This is a genomic window from Halegenticoccus tardaugens, assembly GCF_004116405.1.
Classification (GTDB): Archaea; Halobacteriota; Halobacteria; order Halobacteriales; family Haloferacaceae; genus Halegenticoccus; species Halegenticoccus tardaugens.
In genome coordinates this window covers 286991-303610 of sequence record NZ_SDIC01000005.1, presented here as the reverse complement: position 1 = coordinate 303610, position 16620 = coordinate 286991, and the positions used below count along the sequence as shown (strand labels likewise).

The window sequence follows — 16620 nt, the reverse complement described above, 5'->3', positions numbered from 1 at the left end:
TCCTCTGGTGAACCACGTGTTCAGACAAGGTGAACGCGCGGCGCACGATTCCCACCCGTCTGATAATTTTCTGACGATAACACGCCGGTTACGGAGCGATTTGGTCGAGAATTCCCGTCAGACGGTTCGATCGTTCGGTGATGAACGCGACGGTGCGCCGCCTTCCTGATCGACTGTTCAGACAGGCTGAATCTAGGTGAGTATCCGGATAGCCGGGGGGTGAGCGAAAATTGCGGAGGGTCGCGGGGGACGTCTCTGGATATTCGTTATTAAATCACCTCGATTTGCTTCAATTACGTAACTGAGTACCACTCAATCACGTTCAGGTTGTGTGAATCGTCAACAAAGGACGTGACGATCGCCACGTGCGCCGTCACCATGGGGAATCTTTATGGGATCTCCCTTACCACCGCGAGTGTAGAACGATGACAACAGTCACACTACGCAGGACGCAGTTAGCGACGCCAGCGAGCGACGAGAAGATGATGGCCAAGGCCGCCGCGAGCGACGCCGACGAGGTGTTTCTCGACCTCGAAGACTCGGTCGCCCCGAACGAGAAGGCGGACGCCCGCGACCCGCTGATCGACGCCGCCCGGGACCACGACTGGGACGGAAAGATCCTCAGTTACCGCATCAACGGTATCGACACGAAGTGGTGGTACGACGACCTGATCGAGGTCGTGAGCGCAGCGGGCGAGTCTATCGACGACGTCATTATTCCGAAGGTCAAGTCGCCGAGCGACGTTCACACCGTCGAGAACCTGCTCGAACAGGTCGAAGTCAACGCTGGACTCGAAGTCGGCTCGGTGGGGCTCGAACCGCAGATCGAGGATGGACTCGGGATGAATAATGTCGACGAAATCGCACACGCGAGCGATCGACTCGACTCGATCATCTTCGGACCGGGCGATTACTCGGCAGCGATGGGGACGCCCGGGCTCGACATCGGCCAGTTCCCCGAGTATCCCGGTCACTACTGGCACTACGCGCTCTCGCGGTGCAACCACGCGGCGAAGTCTGCCGGACTCCCCTGCATCGACGGACCGTACGCTGACATTGGCGATCCGGAGGGCTTCCGCGCGTCGTGCGAGAACGCGAGCATGATCGGCTGTGACGGGAAGTGGGCGATCCACCCCGCCCAGATCGAGATCGCGAACGAGGTGTTCGCCCCCGACACCGAGACCGCAGAGCGCGCTCAGCGCATCGTGGACGCGTACGCCGAGGCGATGGATGAAGGTAAGGGCGCCGTCTCCGTGGACGGCCAGATGGTCGACGAGGCGACGAACAAGATGGCCCAGGAGATCGTCGAGAAGGCCAAGGCCGCGGGGATACTGTAGCGCCGAAAAACGTTCTTCTTCTATTCGAGCGGCCCGACGAGTTCGACCTTGTGTCCGTCCGGGTCGCGGATGAAGGCGGTTCGAACGCCAGCTTCCGGCTGATCGCCGGGTTCCTTGACGACACCGTGGTTCTCGATCGCCTTGAACGCCGCATCCACGTCGTCGACGAGCAGCGCGACGTGGTCCCACGCGGTGCCTTCCTCGAAGGAGGTTTCGCCTTCCGTCTCGGACAGTTGGATCTCAATACCGTTGTCCGCGGCGACGTACCGGTGGACCGTCTCGCCGTCCGGGGCGTCGAACCCCCACGTCTCTTCGAACCCTAACTCCTCGGTGTAGAACTCCAGCGCGCGGTCGACGTCTGCGACGTTGAGATTGACGTGGATCAGATCCATGGGATGGTTCGCGCGAGCCGCGTCTTAACGGTACTGTCGGCGGCAATGCGTGCGATCGAGCGGTGACAACGGTGCATATCGCCGGCACGCCGATCGATCGGTCCCTTCGACCATCACCACGAGCGCAGCAATCGCTTATGACGATAGCTTTTACTCCCCCCTTTCCGACGGAGGTAGCATGTCACTAGAGGAAGACTCCCTCGACTATCACCGAGCGCGTCCGTCCGGCAAGATTGAAATCCGGACGACTAAGCCGACGAATACCCAGCGAGATCTCTCCCTCGCGTACTCACCGGGGGTCGCCCGTCCGTGCGAAGAAATCGCCGACGATCCCGAGGCGGCGTATTCGTACACCGCGAAAGGGAACCTCGTCGGCGTCGTCTCGAACGGAAGCGCGGTTCTCGGCCTCGGCGACATCGGCGCGCAAGCGTCGAAGCCGGTCATGGAGGGCAAGGGTGTGCTGTTCAAGCGCTTCGCCGACATCGACGTCTTCGATCTCGAACTCGATACGGACGACCCAGATGAACTCGTTCGTGCGATCGGCCTGATGGAGCCGACGTTCGGCGGGATCAACCTCGAGGACATCAGGGCACCGGAGTGTTTCGAGATCGAAGAGCGCCTTCGCGACCGACTGTCGATCCCGGTGTTCCACGACGATCAACACGGGACCGCCATCATATCGGGGGCCGGCCTGCTCAACGCCGCCGAACTCATCGAGAAGGATCTCGCAGACCTCGATGTCGTGTTCTCCGGAGCCGGTGCGGCCGCGATCGCGACGGCGCGGTTCTATGTCTCGCTCGGCGTGCCGGCGGATCAAATCACCATGTGTGACTCCTCCGGGATCATCACGGACGCCCGGGCGAGGGCCGGCGATCTCAACGAGTACAAACGTGAGTTCGCTCGCGATCTCCCCGAGGGCGACCTTGCGGACGCGATGGTGGGCGCGGACGTGTTCATCGGCCTCTCCGCGGCGGGTATCGTCAGCGAGCGGATGATACGATCGATGGCCGATAATCCGATCATCTTCGCGATGGCGAACCCGGACCCCGAGATCACCTACGAGAAAGCGAAGGAGGCCCGTGACGATACGGTTATCATGGCCACTGGCCGTTCGGATTACCCGAATCAGGTGAACAACGTGCTCGGGTTCCCATTCATCTTTCGCGGCGCGCTTGACGTTCGCGCGACCGAGATCAACGAAGCGATGAAAGTCGCCAGCGCCGAAGCGCTCGCTGACCTCGCGAAGCAGGACGTGCCGGATGCGGTAATCGAAGCTTACGGGGACGGTCCTATTCAGTTCGGCCCAGAGTACATCCTCCCGAAGCCGGTCGACCCGCGCGTGCTATTCGAGGTCTCCCCCGCTATCGCGAAGGCAGCGATGGATAGCGGTGCCGCTCGCGTCGAGATCGACCTCAATGAGTACCGCGAACGACTCGAGGCTCGCCTCGGAAAATCACGCGAGATGATGCGTGTCGTGTTGAACAAGGCGAAGACGGATCCGAAGCGGGTCGCCCTCGCGGAAGGGACCGACGAGAAGATGATCCGAGCAGCGTACCAGCTGCAGGAGGAGGGGACCGCAGAGCCGATTCTCTTGGGGAACCGAGAAAAGATCGAAGCTACCGCTGAGAGCCTTGGACTGGCGTTCACGCCGAAGATTGTCGACCACCGCGAGGACAACCACGAGGCGTACGCCGACCGCCTATACGAGCTCCGTGGTCGAAAGGGAATCACCCGCACAGAGGCGGGCGAACTCGTTAGCAGCGACTCTAACTACTACGGCAGCATCATGGTCGAACGGGGCGACGCGGACGCACTCCTCACAGGGCTCACGCATCATTATCCGTCGGCGTTACGACCGCCTCTTCAAGTCATCGGCACGGCCCCGGACGCGACGGTCGTCGCAGGGGTCTACATGCTCACACTTGACACCCGCGTTGTCTTTATCGCCGATGCGACGGTCAACCAGAACCCAACCGCGGAAGTCCTCGCGGAGGTCGCTCAGCAGACCGGAAAACTCGCGCGGCGGTTCAACGTCGAACCGCGCGCGGCCCTGCTTTCGTATTCGAACTTTGGCAGCGTCGACAACAAGGCGACTCGCGTCCCCCGACGGGCGGCCAAGCTACTCCGTGCCGACGACTCGGTCGATTTCCCTGTCGACGGCGAGATGCAGGCTGACACCGCGGTCGTCGAGGACATCCTGAACGGAACATACGGGTTTTCAGATCTCGACGAGGCGGCGAATGTACTCATCTTTCCAAACCTCGAATCGGGTAACATCGTGTATAAACTCCTCCAGCGCCTCGGCGGCGCAGAAGCGATCGGCCCGATGCTCGTCGGCATGGACAAGCCGGTGCACGTCCTCCAGCGCGGCGACCAGGTCAAGGACATCGTCAACCTCGCGAGCGTGGCTGTCGTCGACGCGCAGTAGACGGACGAGACTCCACGAGGTCGTTTTCGACCCCGCGAGCGTACGTGACTCCGCCAGTTCGGAGCGCTAAGACTGTAAGGGGAATACCCAATGGGGCACTCGAACGGAGACCTCCACCTGTCTTCAGGCGACCCGATTTCTGAGATCCTCGCCGGATCGGTACCGGGAGACGTTCTCTTTCACCAGCTCGGCGATGTCGAGGTGGTAGCGGTTCGTCGCCGAGCCCTTGTGGGGCATGACGATGACCTCCTCGAAGTCCCACAGCGGAGACTCCCTCGGCAGAGGCTCCGTCTCGTACACGTCGAGGCCTGCACCAGCGAGTTCGCCCTCACGGAGTGCCGCGGCGAGCGCTCCTTCGTCGACGATCGGCCCCCGAGCGACGTTGATTAGGTAGGCGTCGTCGCGCATCGCGGCGAACTCCGCGTCCGCGAAAAGGCCGTCGGTCTCCGGCGTGTGCGGAAGCGCGATGGCGACAAACCGTGCGTCTGTAATGGCCTCGTGCAGGTCGCTCGGATCGAAAATGTTCGAGACGCCGAGGATGGGGTCGTCCGAGCGGCGGACGCCGACGACGTCCATGCCGAGGGCATTGGCCCGCTGTGCGATTCCCTGTCCGATCGTCCCAAGGCCGACAACACAGAGCGTCTCTCCCTCCACGGTGAAGGGGCGGTCGTACTCGGGCGTAAACCACTCGCGGTCGCGCTGGTGGTCCCGGTAGACATGAAGTAGCCGAGCGAACGAGAGCATACAGCCTACCGCCACCTCGCCGACCGTCGCGCCGTGGATGCCAGAGCTATTCGTCAGCGGAACCTCTGCGGCGGCGTACGCCTCGGCGTCGAATTCGTCGTACCCGGCGCGCGCGCAGTGGACCCACGCAGCGTCCAAGAACTCTGGACGTGGAATGTAGGTGACTACAGCGTCGGTGGTTCCGTAGCTGTGGCCGTCGCCGACGAGTTCCGCGGAGATCGAAAGGTCCGAGAACGCGTCGACGAAGGCCCGCTTCGGAATCACGTTCTCGACCGACTCGTGCACGTACAGCTGTTCGAGGGTGGGACGTCCGGCCATGCACGCCGAGTGTGGATCGAGCGAAATTCAATCTTTCGGAACGGGTAACCGCCTGGTGAGTTCCCCGCAAAAGGAGGCAACATAGGTGGTAGTAGAATAATTTATATTGACTCTGAGGAACGCATTTAGACAATCGGATCGGATAGACTACTCACATGGACGTCAATACTGCAATCGCGAACATTCTGAAAGAAGAGGGCGTAGAATATCTCGTCGGGTTCCCGAGTAACCCGCTCTTCGATACGGGTGCTGCCGAAGACGTGGGCATTCGAACGATCATCACCAGACAGGAACGCACAGCGGCCCACATGGCCGATGCGATCGGACGGTTGACGTCCGGCGACCAGATCGTTGGCTTTGCCTGCCAGCACGGCCCCGGAACAGAGAACTCCATCGGTGGGGTGGCACAGGCGTACGGGGAATCAGCCCCGATGGTCGCGATTCCCGCGGGGTACGATCGGGCGAAGACGGACGTCGATCCGAAGTTCAACTCCCTGCTCAACTACCAGCACGTGAGCAAATCGTGCGAGCAGCTCACCGACCCGGACGCCGTCGGGGAGACGATGCGTCGCGCGTTTAGCGCGGCGCGCAATGGCCGGCCTCGCCCGGCGGTGGTCGAGGTCCCCAAGGACGTCTTTTGGGAGGACGTACCGAGCGGACTCGACTACGCGCCCACCTCCTCAAGTCGATCCGGTCCCGACCCAGAGGCCGTCCGGGAGGTCGCGGGCGTCCTCCTAGATGCCGAACGTCCGGTGATCTACGCCGGTCAGGGCGTCCACTACGCGAAAGGCTGGGACGCCCTGTTGGAACTGGCGGAATCGCTGGAAGCGCCGGTCGCGACCAGCCTCAACGGGAAAAGCGCCTTCCCGGAGACCCACCCGCTCTCACTCGGTGCGGGGAGCAAGAGCGAACCCGGACAACTCGCCCACTTCCTGCGCGAGGCCGACGTCATCTTCGGTATCGGGTGTAGCTTCACCCAGACCGCCTACGGCATCACGGTGCCTGATGGGAAGACGATCGTCCACTCGACGCTCGATGCGACGGATATCGACAAGGACGTCGAGTCGGAGTACGCGCTCGTCGGCGACGCTCGGCTCACGCTCGAAGCGCTGGTCGACGCCGTCGACGATCGCATCGACGGCGAACGCGGTCGCTTCGACGAGGTCGCCGCGGAGATCGAGTCGGTGAAGGAAGAGTGGCTCGACGAGTGGAACCCGAAGCTCACCTCCGAGGAGACGCCGATCAACCCCTACCGCGTCATCCGCGAGTTGACCGAGGTCGTCGACGCCGAGGACGCCATCATCACGGCCGACGCCGGCAATCCGCGCGACTTCCTCGCGCCCTTTTGGGAGGCGACGGAGCCGCTCTCGTACATCGGCTGGGGGAAGACGACGCAACTCGGCTACGGGCTCGGCCTCGCCCTGGGCGCGAAGTTGCTCCACCCGGATAAGCTGTGCATCAACATCATGGGCGACGGTGCCATCGGAATGACCGGGCTGGACTTCGAAACCGCCGTCAGGGAGGATCTCCCGATCCTCACGATCCACTTGAACAACTACGAGATGGCGTCGTACGACACGCCCTTCGGCGGCGACTTCGCCGACGTGGGCGCGGCACTCGGCGGGTACGGTGAACGGGTCGAAGAACCCGACGAGATCGCGCCGGCCCTCGAACGCGCGATCCAGCGGACCGAAGAGGGGACGCCGTCGCTGTTGGAGTTCATCACGGCCAAAGAGACCGAGCTCTCGCGTCCCGACTTAGAGTAAGTTGCACGTCGTGGCGGATTGGCTCCGTCACATTGGACCTTTTCCGTTGAAATAACTGGATTCGACTGGCGAATCAGCATACTTCGAGGTGGTGCCTCCGACCTCACGGAGCGAGCGGAGCGAGCGAGTAGCTCGGAGAGGAAACCGACGAAGGACGACGCAACCGCACGACGGTAGCTACCCGACTCTCAAACGTATAAGTACCGTCGGGCAGTAATCTGAAATATGGAGGTGCGTCGAACCGCGCCGGTCAAGCTCATCGTTCCTGATGAGCGCCGCGACGACCTCCACGAATCCGCTCGACAGTTCCTTCACTGTGCGAACCGCGCCGCCGAGTTCTGTTGGGACGACACCGACTACACGAACTGCGTTACCGCGAATACGACGGCACGGGACGCGCTCTACACGGAACTCCGAGAGGAAACCGACCTCACCGCGAACCTCGTTCAAGAGGCCATCCGACGCGCCGTGCAAGCAACGAAAGGGTGCGTCGAACGGTGGAAACAGGGCAAGCGCGTGAGTCAACCGGAGTTCACGTCATGGAGCATGATCTACGATAAGCGGAGCGCGACCTTCTACCGCGACCGTGTGTCCCTTTCGACCGTCAACGGGCGCGTCGAGTGTGACTTCAAGCTTCCAGCGGATAGTCCGACGCCATACGAGCGGTACGTTCTCTCGGAGGATTACGAGTTCCGGGCGAGCACACTGCAATACGATAAGGCGACCGACGAGTTCTACTTCCATATCACGACGCGGAAGTACGATAGCGACGAATCCGAGGTTTCGGAAGATACCGAGCACCAAACAGTCCTCGGTATCGACCTCGGCGTCAACAGCCTCGCGGTCGCTTCGACCGGCACGTTCTGGCAAGGCGACGAATACGACCACTGGTGCCGCGAGTTTGAGAAGCGACGTGGCGAGATGCAACAGCGCGGGACGCAAGCCGCGCACAACGCGCTCCTTCGTCTCGGCAATCGCGAAGAAGCGTGGCGAAAGCAGTACATCCACACTGTTGCCAACGAGATCGTCACGAAAGCCGTTGAGAACGGGTGCGACGTAATCGTGTTCGAGGACTTAACGGACATCCGCGAGCGGCTTCCACACGCGAAGTGGCACCACGTGTGGGCGTTCCGCCGGTTGTTCGAGTACGTCGAGTATAAGGCACCGGAGCGCGGCGTCACGGCGAAGCAGGTTGCGCCGAACCACACGTCCCAACGCTGTTCTCGAACGGACTGTGGGTTCACGCACGAAGCGAACCGTGACGGCGAACAGTTCCATTGCCAGAAGTGCGGCTACGAGGTCAACGCGGACTACAACGCAGCGAAGAATATCGGGCTACGCTACGCCCGAAAGCGGACACACAGACTCCGTTCCTCGCCCACGTCGGGGAGCGGAGACGCACCAGTAGACGTGCGTATACATGGTGGGACGGTGACCGGCAAGAGTCACCAGCCAATTGCCGGTGACTGATTGCCGGGAGTCCACATCAAAGCCCTCCCCTCAACGAGCGAACCCCGTATGGGGTGAGCGAAGTAGGGTAGGGTAGTTTACCCCGCAGTTTCGTCCGCATCGGTTGCGACGATCGATCGCCCGAGAATCACCCCGACGGGAACGTTTAAGAGCAAAACATTGTAATCATGTAGCATGGGTAGAGACAGCGCAGCGTCCACAAGTATACTGGACGGAATCACTGTCGTCGATCTTTCGACGTTCGTCACTGGAGGATTCGCCACTTTAATGATCGCCAATCTCGGCGCGGAGGTGATCAAAGTAGAACGGCCCGTCGCAGGCGACGATAGCCGCCACTCGGGGCCGCCGTTCGTCTCGACGGACGGGTACGACGGGCCGGGACGGTCGGCGTCCCAACACGGCGAGTCGCCGTACTTCTGGACCGTCAACTACGACAAAAAAAGCGTTGAACTCGATCTCAAGTCCGAATCTGGGCTCGCCGCGCTGTACGATCTAATCGAAGAGGCAGATGTGGTCGTTGAAAACTTCAGACCCGGAACCGCAGAGCGGTTGGGCGTCGGTTACGACGACGTGTGCGCGGTCAACGACGCCGTGGTCTACTGTTCGATCTCGGCATTCGGCGACTCCGGTCCGTGGCGCGAGCGGCCGGGGTACGATTTACTGGTACAGGGGACAAGTGGGATCATGAGCGTGACAGGCCCGGAAGACGGCGATCCTGTGAAGGTCGGCCTGCCACAGACAGACTTGATCACGGCGATGTGGGCGGCGTTCGGCATCGTCAGCGCGCTATACCGCCGTGAGCGGACGGGCGAGGGCGACCGCGTCGAACTCGGCATGCTCGACGCGGCGCTGCCGTGGCTAACTAAGCAGGCGGCGAAGTCGTTCGCCGGCGAACCGCCGGAGCGAATGGGGACGAAGGATCCGGTGCTCGCGCCATATCAGAGCTATCCCACCGCAGACGGGTACTTGAACGTCGGCTGCGGGAATCAGAAGTTGTGGGTGGAGTTCTGCGAAGGGATCGGTCGGTCGGACCTCCTCGAGGACGAGCGGTTCGCCTCGAACCCCGACCGCGTCGAGCATATGGACGAACTCGAAGCAGAACTCTCGGCGACGCTCCGCGAACGGTCGACCGACGAGTGGGTCAACCTGCTCGCCACAGAAAAGGGCCTGCCGGTTGGACCCGTCTTCGAGGTGGGCGAAGCCCTCGACAACGAACAGGTCGACGCACGCGACGTCGTCCGAACGCTCGATCATCCCGCCGTAGGCGAAATTCCGGTCATCGAGCACCCACTGAACTTTTCGAACGCGGCAAACGGATTCGAGGAGGCACCGCCGCTGCTCGGCGAGGACACTGAGTCCATCCTCCGGGACGTCGGCTACGACGACGACGATCTGGCGGCACTTCGTGAGGAAGGCGCGATTCCCGACCGTGAATGAACGTGTCTCGTCCACCGACCGCGCTGTCGCGGCTGCGTCAACCGATCCGCCGACGACCGACGAAACAATTATGGGTAACGAAGGGAAACGCACATCGTACGATCTGAGCCCGTTATCGGCTACGACCGGTCGGAACCGCCCGTCGTTCTGCACGGCCCGTCGGCTGGGCCGACGGACGGTCGAGGGAGGCGGTGAGGACTCGTGACCGACACACCGCCGCTCCGATCCAATTTCGGAGGGAAGGCCATGGGCCCCACAGCATTCAGTTGATGAGTATGGATTCACGCAATCAATCGGCGAACGGCAATCCGGCAACAGACGGCCGGGCGAAGTACGACTACCGAAATGGAGCGGTCGAGCGCCCCGATCTCGTGGCGGATCTAGCCGCGCGCGTCGACGGCGAGGTTCGCTTCGACGAGTATTCAAGGCAATTGTACGCGACCGACGCGAGCGCCTACGAGGTGACGCCCGTCGGCGTCGTCTACCCCGCGGGGACCGACGATGTCGCAGCAGTCGCGGCGTACTGCGCGGAGCGAAAGATCCCCGTGCTGCCGCGCGGCGGCGGAACGAGCCTCGCGGGACAGGCGGTCAACGAGGCCGTTGTTCTCGACTTCACCCGCTACATGGACGGGGTGGTGGACGTCGATCCGGACGCCCGCAGGGCGCGGGCGCAGTCGGGGATCACGCTCGGCGAACTCGATCGGCGGCTCGCCCCCCACGGACTGAAGTTCGCGCCGGACCCCTCGACCGCGGATCGGAGCGCGCTCGGCGGGGCGATCGGCAACAACACGACCGGCGCGCACTCGCTGTTGTACGGAAAGACCGACGCGTACGTCGAGGAGGTCGAGGCGGTTCTCGCCGACGGGAGCATCGTTACCTTCGGCGAGATCGACCTCGACGAACTCCGCGAGCGTGCGACCCCCAACGGCGATCTCGAGGGGCGGATCTACGACGAGGTCGTGCGGATCATCGACGAGGAGACCGAGGTCGTCGACGAGCGGTATCCGAGCCTGAAGCGAAACGTCTCCGGGTACAACCTCGACGTGCTGATCGACGAGGCGCGCGACGGAACAGTGAACCTCGCGCGCCTCCTCGTCGGGAGCGAAGGCACCCTCGCGATCGTCACGGAGGCCGAAGTCTCGCTGGAGCCGATTCCGGCAGCGAAGTCGATCGGCCTGCTCACCTACCACAGCCTGTTGGAGGCGATGGAGGACGTCGGGGCCATCCTCGAACACGATCCCGCCGCCGTCGAGGTTCTCGACGGCGTGCTGCTCGACCTTGCGCGGGAACTCGACGAGTTCAAAGACGTCGTCGGCGTCCTGCCCGACGAGACGGACACGTTCCTCCTGATCGAGTTTTACGCCGACAGCGACGCGGAGCGACGCGAGAAGGTCGAGGCGCTCCTCGACGACCGCGTCGGCGACGTCGCGTTCGACGGTCTGGAGGCGTACGATCCCGACCAGCAGAAGAACTTCTGGAAGATGCGTAAGGCGTCGACGCCCATCCTGCTCTCGCGGACGGGCGACGAGAAACACATCGCGTTCATCGAGGACGTCGCGATCCCCCCCGAGCACCTCCCCGAGTACACGGCGGACTTCCTCCGCGTCTTCGAGGAGCACGACACGTTCGGCAGCTTTTACGCCCACGCCGGCCCGGGCTGTATGCACGTCCGCCCGCTCGTCAACACAAAGACCGCCGCGGGCGTCGAGACGATGGTGTCGATCTCCGACGCCGCGACCGATCTCGCCGTGAAGTACGGCGGCAGCGTCTCGGGCGAGCACGGCGACGGCCGCGCGCGCACCCAGTGGAACCGCAAGCTCTACGGCGATCACCTCTGGCACGTCTTCCGCGACCTGAAGACGGCGTTCGATCCCGACTGGCTGCTCAATCCCGGCTCGGTCTGCGGCGACTTCGACATGAGCGAGAACCTCCGGTTCGGCCCCGAGTACGAGTTCGACGCCGGCTTCGAACCCTCGCTGAACTGGGAGAACGAGAACGGCTTTCAGGGCATGGTCGAACTGTGTCACGGGTGCGGCGGCTGTCGCACGAGCCAGGAGGGCACCGGTGGGGTGATGTGCCCGACGTACCGCGCCTCGCGCGAGGAGATCACCTCGACGCGTGGCCGGGCGAACATGCTTCGGCAGGCGATGAGCGGCGACCTTCCCGACGAGGAGCACCTCGACGCGGCGTTCATGCACGAGGTGCTCGATCTCTGCGTCGGCTGCAAGGGCTGCGCGAGAGACTGTCCGAGCGAGGTCGACCTGGCGAAGATGAAAGTCGAGGTCGAACACGAGTTCCAGAAGCGCCACGGCGCGAGCCTCCGCACGAAGGTGTTCGCGAACGTCGACCGCCTCTCCGCGCTGGGGAGCGCGACCGCGCCGCTGTCGAACTGGGCGAGCGCACTTCCCGGTTCGCGGGTGCTCGTCGAGAAGGCGCTCGGCATCGCTCGCGAGCGTTCGCTCCCCGAGTTCCACCGCGAGACGCTCGTCGACTGGTTCGACGGGCGTGGGGCGCGCGTCTCCGAGGCGACGGCCGAGCGGAAGGTCGTCCTGTTCCCCGACACGTACACCAACTACAACAACCCCGAGGCGGGGAAGGCCGCCGTCCGCGTGCTCGAAGCGGCGAACGTCCGCGTCGCGGTCTCGGGGGGGACGACCGCCAGCGGCCGCCCCGCTCACTCGAAGGGGATGCTGGAGAAGGCCCGCGAACAGGCGAAGCGGAACGTCGCGTATCTCGCGCCGCTTGTACGCGACGGCTGGGACGTTGTCGTTGTCGAACCTTCCGACGCGGTGATGTTTCAATCGGACTACCGCGATCTCCTCCGGGGCGAGGCGGTCGAGACGGTGTCCGAGAACGTCTACGGCATCCTCGAATACGTCGACCGATTCCGCCTCGATGAGAACCTCTCGTTCGACGAGGTCGACGAGCACTTCGCGTACCACGGCCACTGCCACCAGAAGGCGACCAAGAAGGACCACCACGCCGTCGGCGTCCTCCGGCGAGCCGGGTACCAGATCGATCCCCTCGACACTACCTGCTGCGGGATGGCCGGCTCGTTCGGCTACGAGGCCGAACACTACTCGATGAGTCAGGCGATCGGACGCATGCTGTTCGACCGGATTGACGCGAGCGAGGGCGAGGGCGTGGTCGCGCCGGGGGCGTCCTGCCGGACGCAGATCGGCGACGAGTACGGCGAGAAGCCGCCGCATCCGATCGAGAAACTCGAAGCCGCGCTTGCGTGACGGGAATCACTCGGTTGGGGACTCGGTCGCCTGATTCCGATCAAAGGCCCAGAACCGCCTTCGGGTTTTCGTAGACCACGTTCTTGACGTCGGCGGGATCGACGCCCAGCCGAAGAAGGTCCAGTGTCATCCGCCGCATCGTCAGCGCTGCATCGTCGGCGTAGAGCCCGGCGAGCAGGTCAGAGTCGACAAGCACTCGCTCGGAGCCGTACTCGTCGATCACCGCGGCGACGTCCTCGGGGGCGACTGCCTCCGTCTTGCGGACCAGAGAGAAGCTCAGATAGCAGCCGGTCTCCCCGAGGACGTACGGGGCGATGTCGGGGTGGCCGTGGTCGATCACGACTCGCTCAGGCGGGAGTCCGACCTCGTCGGCGACCGCCACGTCCATCTTCGCCGCCTCCAGCTTCGCGTTCGCGAGGTCGAACCCCGGGGCGGGGTCGGCCTCGGGGGAACCCCCGTAATCGAACTTATGGTCGAACGTGCGGCCGAACTGCGCTGGGACCGATCCTGGACCCGGCGAACCGTCGCGGTCGGCGGGCGTGTGGAGGATGACGGGCAAGCCGTGCTCGTCGGCGATCCGCATCTGTTCGGCCAGCACGGCCCGCTGGTCGTCGAGTGACCAGGTGGATACCGACTGGACCGGGTCGATTCCGGTCTCGCCAACGGCGACGACCTCGTCCAGGTCGCAGTAGTCGGGCAGAACGTCGAGGAGCTCGTCCGTCCCCTCGATCCGCGCCCCGAAGTGGATCCCGGTTGCGAGGTGGACGTCGAAGAAGTGGTTGCGCGAGATCTCGCCCGCCCGCCGCAGCGCCTCGTCCCAGAGGAACCGCCAGTCGTCCGCCCTGATCGGCCGGTACGGCACCTGGAAATACGACGCCGCGATCATGACGACCGCCCGGGCACCGCTGGCATCCATCTTCTCGTGGTGGTCCCAGCTCAGGGTTCCAGTATGCTGGTGGATGTCGATCCACGGAATCTCCTTTGCCTCGGCCGGGTACGGTCGCTCGTACGCGACCGCCTCATCGGTGATCGCCGCCGTCGGACGCTTCGTTGGATAGTCACTATCTCCCATACGATTGTTGGAACGCAGAGCGAGGTGATAACGGTGAGCGGTCGAACACCAGTCGTAGGCGGGAGGTGCGTCGGTGCAACCGGACAGCGTTCAGATAAGCGATTATCGACCAATCAGCCGCCGTGGGGTGGGATTTTCGTAGTAGTCTCAGGATCACTGGTACCTCTCCACATCTTATCTAAACAGCATTATCAACTAACGAGAAATGCTGCTCTCGGTCACCTCCCGTGAAGGCGACGATCAGCCGCCGAACGCGCCCCCCTCGCCCCACTCGTCGAGCGTCGTCTGATCCCCCGCGACGTCGGCGAACACCTCGTCCGTGTGTTCGCCCAACCGCGGCGCGGGAGATCGGACTGTCGCGTCGTAGTCCGGGAAGTGCACGGGGTGGCCGGGGAGGAGACACGAGCCCCAGTCCGGATCGTCGTGTTCGACCACGAGATCTCGGGCGAAGCTCTGTTCGTGCCCGGCGACGTCCGCGACGTCGTTGATCGGTCCGTTGGGGAAGCCGTGCTCCGTGAGCAAGTCGAGCCAGTAATCGGTCGACCGTCCCTCGAACTCCTCCTGGATGATCCCAGTCACCGCCTCCTGGTTCGCCTGCCGGTCGTCGTTGGTCGGGTACTCGCGGAGCTCCTCCCGGTCGAGTACGTCGACGAAGTCGTCCCAGCGATCGTCGCTCGGGACGCCCGTGACGACGTAGCCGTCGGCGGTCTCGAACACCTGATAGGGGACGAGCGTCTGGTGGGTGGTTCCCTGCGGACCCGGCACCTCGCCGGTCATCGAATAGTTCGTCAGATACTCGTTCATGAGTACGACGATCGAGTCGAACAGGCCCACGTCGAACTTACCCGTGAAGCCGCGCGAATCGGTCGAATCAGCCGGGTCGGTCGAGTCGACGCGGCCGCGTTCGTAGAGCCGTGCGAGGATTGCGATCGCTGCGAACATCCCCGTCGTGAGGTCGCCGATTGCCTGGCCCACCTTCACCGGGTCGCCGCCTTCCGGCCCCGTCACGCTCATGATCCCGCCCTCCGCCTGGAGGATGAGGTCGAGCCCCGGCTTCTCGCGGAGTGGCCCGGTCTCACCGTAGCCCTTGATGCTAGCGTAGACAATCTCGGGATTTCGCTCGCGAACGTTCTCGTAGCCGATACCCAGCTTGTCGGTGACGCCGTAGCCGAAGTTCTCGACGAACACGTCCGCGTCCGCGAGCAGCGAGAGCGCCGCCTCGGTGCCCGCGTCCGTCTTGAGGTCGAGGGTGACCGATCGCTTGTTCCGGTTGTTCGCCATGAAGTAGCCGGACTTGTCGTCCGGACCGGCCCCCTGCGTGCGCGCAGGGTCCCCGACGCCCGGACGCTCGATCTTCACGACGTCCGCGTCCATGTCGGCGAGCAGCGCGCCGCAGAACGGCCCGGCTCGGTGACCGGTCATCTCAACGACCCGCAGGTCGGCTAGCGGTCCCCTGCTCATCGCTCGTTGAACTCGCTGACCAGTCGACGGCGCTCCTCGGTCGCGAACTGCTCCCACCAGAGTTCAGCTTCGAACTCGCGCGCGGTCTCGGCGTCCGGGGCTTCCGCGGCGAAGTTGATCGCTCGCTTGGAATTCTTCACCGCAAGACGGCCCGTGTCCTGGATTCCGTCGAGGACCCCCAGGACGGTGCCATCGAGGTCCTCCCGAGGAACGGCGTGGTTGATGAGGCCGATCCGCTCGGCTTCGTCGGCTTCGATGAATCCCGCGGTGAACACGATCTCCTTTGCTTTCGCCTCCCCGACGAGCTCGATCGCCCGGCGGTTCGATCCGCCCGTGGGGATCTGGCCGATGTTCGCTGTAGGGACGCCGAACTTCGCGTCCTCGACGGCGACCCGAATGTCGCAGTACATCGCGAGGATGAGCCCACCGCCGACGCAGTAGCCGTTGATCTTCGCGATCACCGGCGCGTGGCAGTTCTGGGGCTTCTGATACATCTCGTAGAACAGCTCCTGTCGGTCCTTCTGAAGCGGATCGTGATCCGCCGCGGGTCCCGCGTACTCCGTAATGTCCGCGCCGGCGGAGAAAGCCTCCTCACCCTCGCCGGTGATGACGACGGCGTCGATGTCGCGGTCGAGTTGGATCTCGTCGAACGCGCGACAGAGGTCGAGCATGACGTCGTCATTCAGCGCGTTGTACACCTCGGGGCGGTGGAATTCGATCGTCGCGACGCCGTCCTCGACGCTGACGGTGATACTCTCGTAGGCGGAGTAGCGTGCCATGTGTCTCCACACCCGGGGGGCGACAAAAAGATTGTGTCGGCGTCAACCCCACGATCGACCTCCCTCGCGCCGAGCGATTGGATCCTGCGCACCCGCGCCGCGTGGCTATCACGGCGCCAAACGACACATTTCGAACTTCTCGCGCCGCGCATCGCCCAAAACCCGGCGTTTTCT

At 63.6% G+C, this 16620-nt stretch carries 11 protein-coding genes; 6 read left to right on the top strand and 5 right to left on the bottom strand.

Annotation, left to right across the window (positions count from 1 at the left end; genetic code table 11):
* The first annotated feature begins 425 nt into the window (after window positions 1-425).
* Window positions 426-1337, top strand: a complete 912-nt coding sequence (locus C3L37_RS15475; RefSeq protein ID WP_129115496.1) for an HpcH/HpaI aldolase/citrate lyase family protein — start codon at window positions 426-428, stop codon at window positions 1335-1337.
* A gap of 20 nt (window positions 1338-1357) precedes the next feature.
* Here the strand turns inward: C3L37_RS15475 and C3L37_RS15470 are convergent, their stop codons facing one another.
* Window positions 1358-1729, bottom strand: coding sequence for a VOC family protein (locus tag C3L37_RS15470; protein WP_129115495.1), 372 nt, complete (start codon window positions 1727-1729; stop codon window positions 1358-1360).
* A gap of 178 nt (window positions 1730-1907) precedes the next feature.
* Between C3L37_RS15470 and C3L37_RS15465 the strand changes: the two genes are divergently transcribed.
* Window positions 1908-4157: an NADP-dependent malic enzyme gene (locus C3L37_RS15465; protein WP_129115494.1), complete on the top strand. Its 2250-nt coding sequence runs from the start codon at window positions 1908-1910 to the stop codon at window positions 4155-4157.
* A 123-nt stretch (window positions 4158-4280) separates the two neighbouring features.
* On the opposite strand, the gene ddh is transcribed toward C3L37_RS15465, so the two are convergent.
* A complete protein-coding gene (gene ddh, locus C3L37_RS15460; protein ID WP_129115493.1) occupies window positions 4281-5219 on the bottom strand; it encodes a D-2-hydroxyacid dehydrogenase in 939 nt (312 codons plus the stop codon).
* Between the two features lie 155 nt (window positions 5220-5374).
* Here ddh and C3L37_RS15455 point away from each other — a divergent pair, with 155 nt between their 5' ends.
* From C3L37_RS15455 to C3L37_RS15440, 4 genes are all read left to right on the top strand, one after another.
* Window positions 5375-6985 (top strand): thiamine pyrophosphate-requiring protein, encoded by a 1611-nt coding sequence (locus C3L37_RS15455; RefSeq protein ID WP_129115492.1) that lies wholly within the window; start codon window positions 5375-5377, stop codon window positions 6983-6985.
* Window positions 6986-7210: 225 nt separating this feature from the next.
* Window positions 7211-8455: an RNA-guided endonuclease InsQ/TnpB family protein gene (locus tag C3L37_RS15450; RefSeq protein WP_129115491.1), complete on the top strand. Its 1245-nt coding sequence runs from the start codon at window positions 7211-7213 to the stop codon at window positions 8453-8455.
* Window positions 8456-8629: 174 nt separating this feature from the next.
* Complete coding sequence (locus C3L37_RS15445; RefSeq protein WP_129115490.1) at window positions 8630-9892, top strand: CaiB/BaiF CoA transferase family protein; 1263 nt, start codon at window positions 8630-8632, stop codon at window positions 9890-9892.
* A 275-nt stretch (window positions 9893-10167) separates the two neighbouring features.
* On the top strand, window positions 10168-13134 hold the full coding sequence (locus C3L37_RS15440; protein WP_129115489.1) for an FAD-binding and (Fe-S)-binding domain-containing protein: 2967 nt from the start codon (window positions 10168-10170) through the stop codon (window positions 13132-13134).
* Between the two features lie 40 nt (window positions 13135-13174).
* On the opposite strand, the gene C3L37_RS15435 is transcribed toward C3L37_RS15440, so the two are convergent.
* The 3 genes from C3L37_RS15435 to C3L37_RS15425 all read right to left on the bottom strand — a co-directional run bounded on the left by C3L37_RS15435 (window position 13175) and on the right by C3L37_RS15425 (window position 16446).
* On the bottom strand, window positions 13175-14206 hold the full coding sequence (locus tag C3L37_RS15435) for a TatD family hydrolase (RefSeq protein WP_129115488.1): 1032 nt from the start codon (window positions 14204-14206) through the stop codon (window positions 13175-13177).
* Window positions 14207-14446: 240 nt separating this feature from the next.
* Window positions 14447-15667 carry a CaiB/BaiF CoA transferase family protein gene (locus tag C3L37_RS15430; protein ID WP_129115487.1) on the bottom strand — a complete coding sequence of 407 codons (1221 nt, stop codon included), beginning with the start codon at window positions 15665-15667 and terminating at the stop codon, window positions 14447-14449.
* Window positions 15664-16446: an enoyl-CoA hydratase/isomerase family protein gene (locus C3L37_RS15425; protein ID WP_129115486.1), complete on the bottom strand. Its 783-nt coding sequence runs from the start codon at window positions 16444-16446 to the stop codon at window positions 15664-15666. The genes C3L37_RS15430 and C3L37_RS15425 overlap by 4 nt, the downstream gene beginning before the upstream one ends.
* Window positions 16447-16620: the final 174 nt, after the last annotated feature.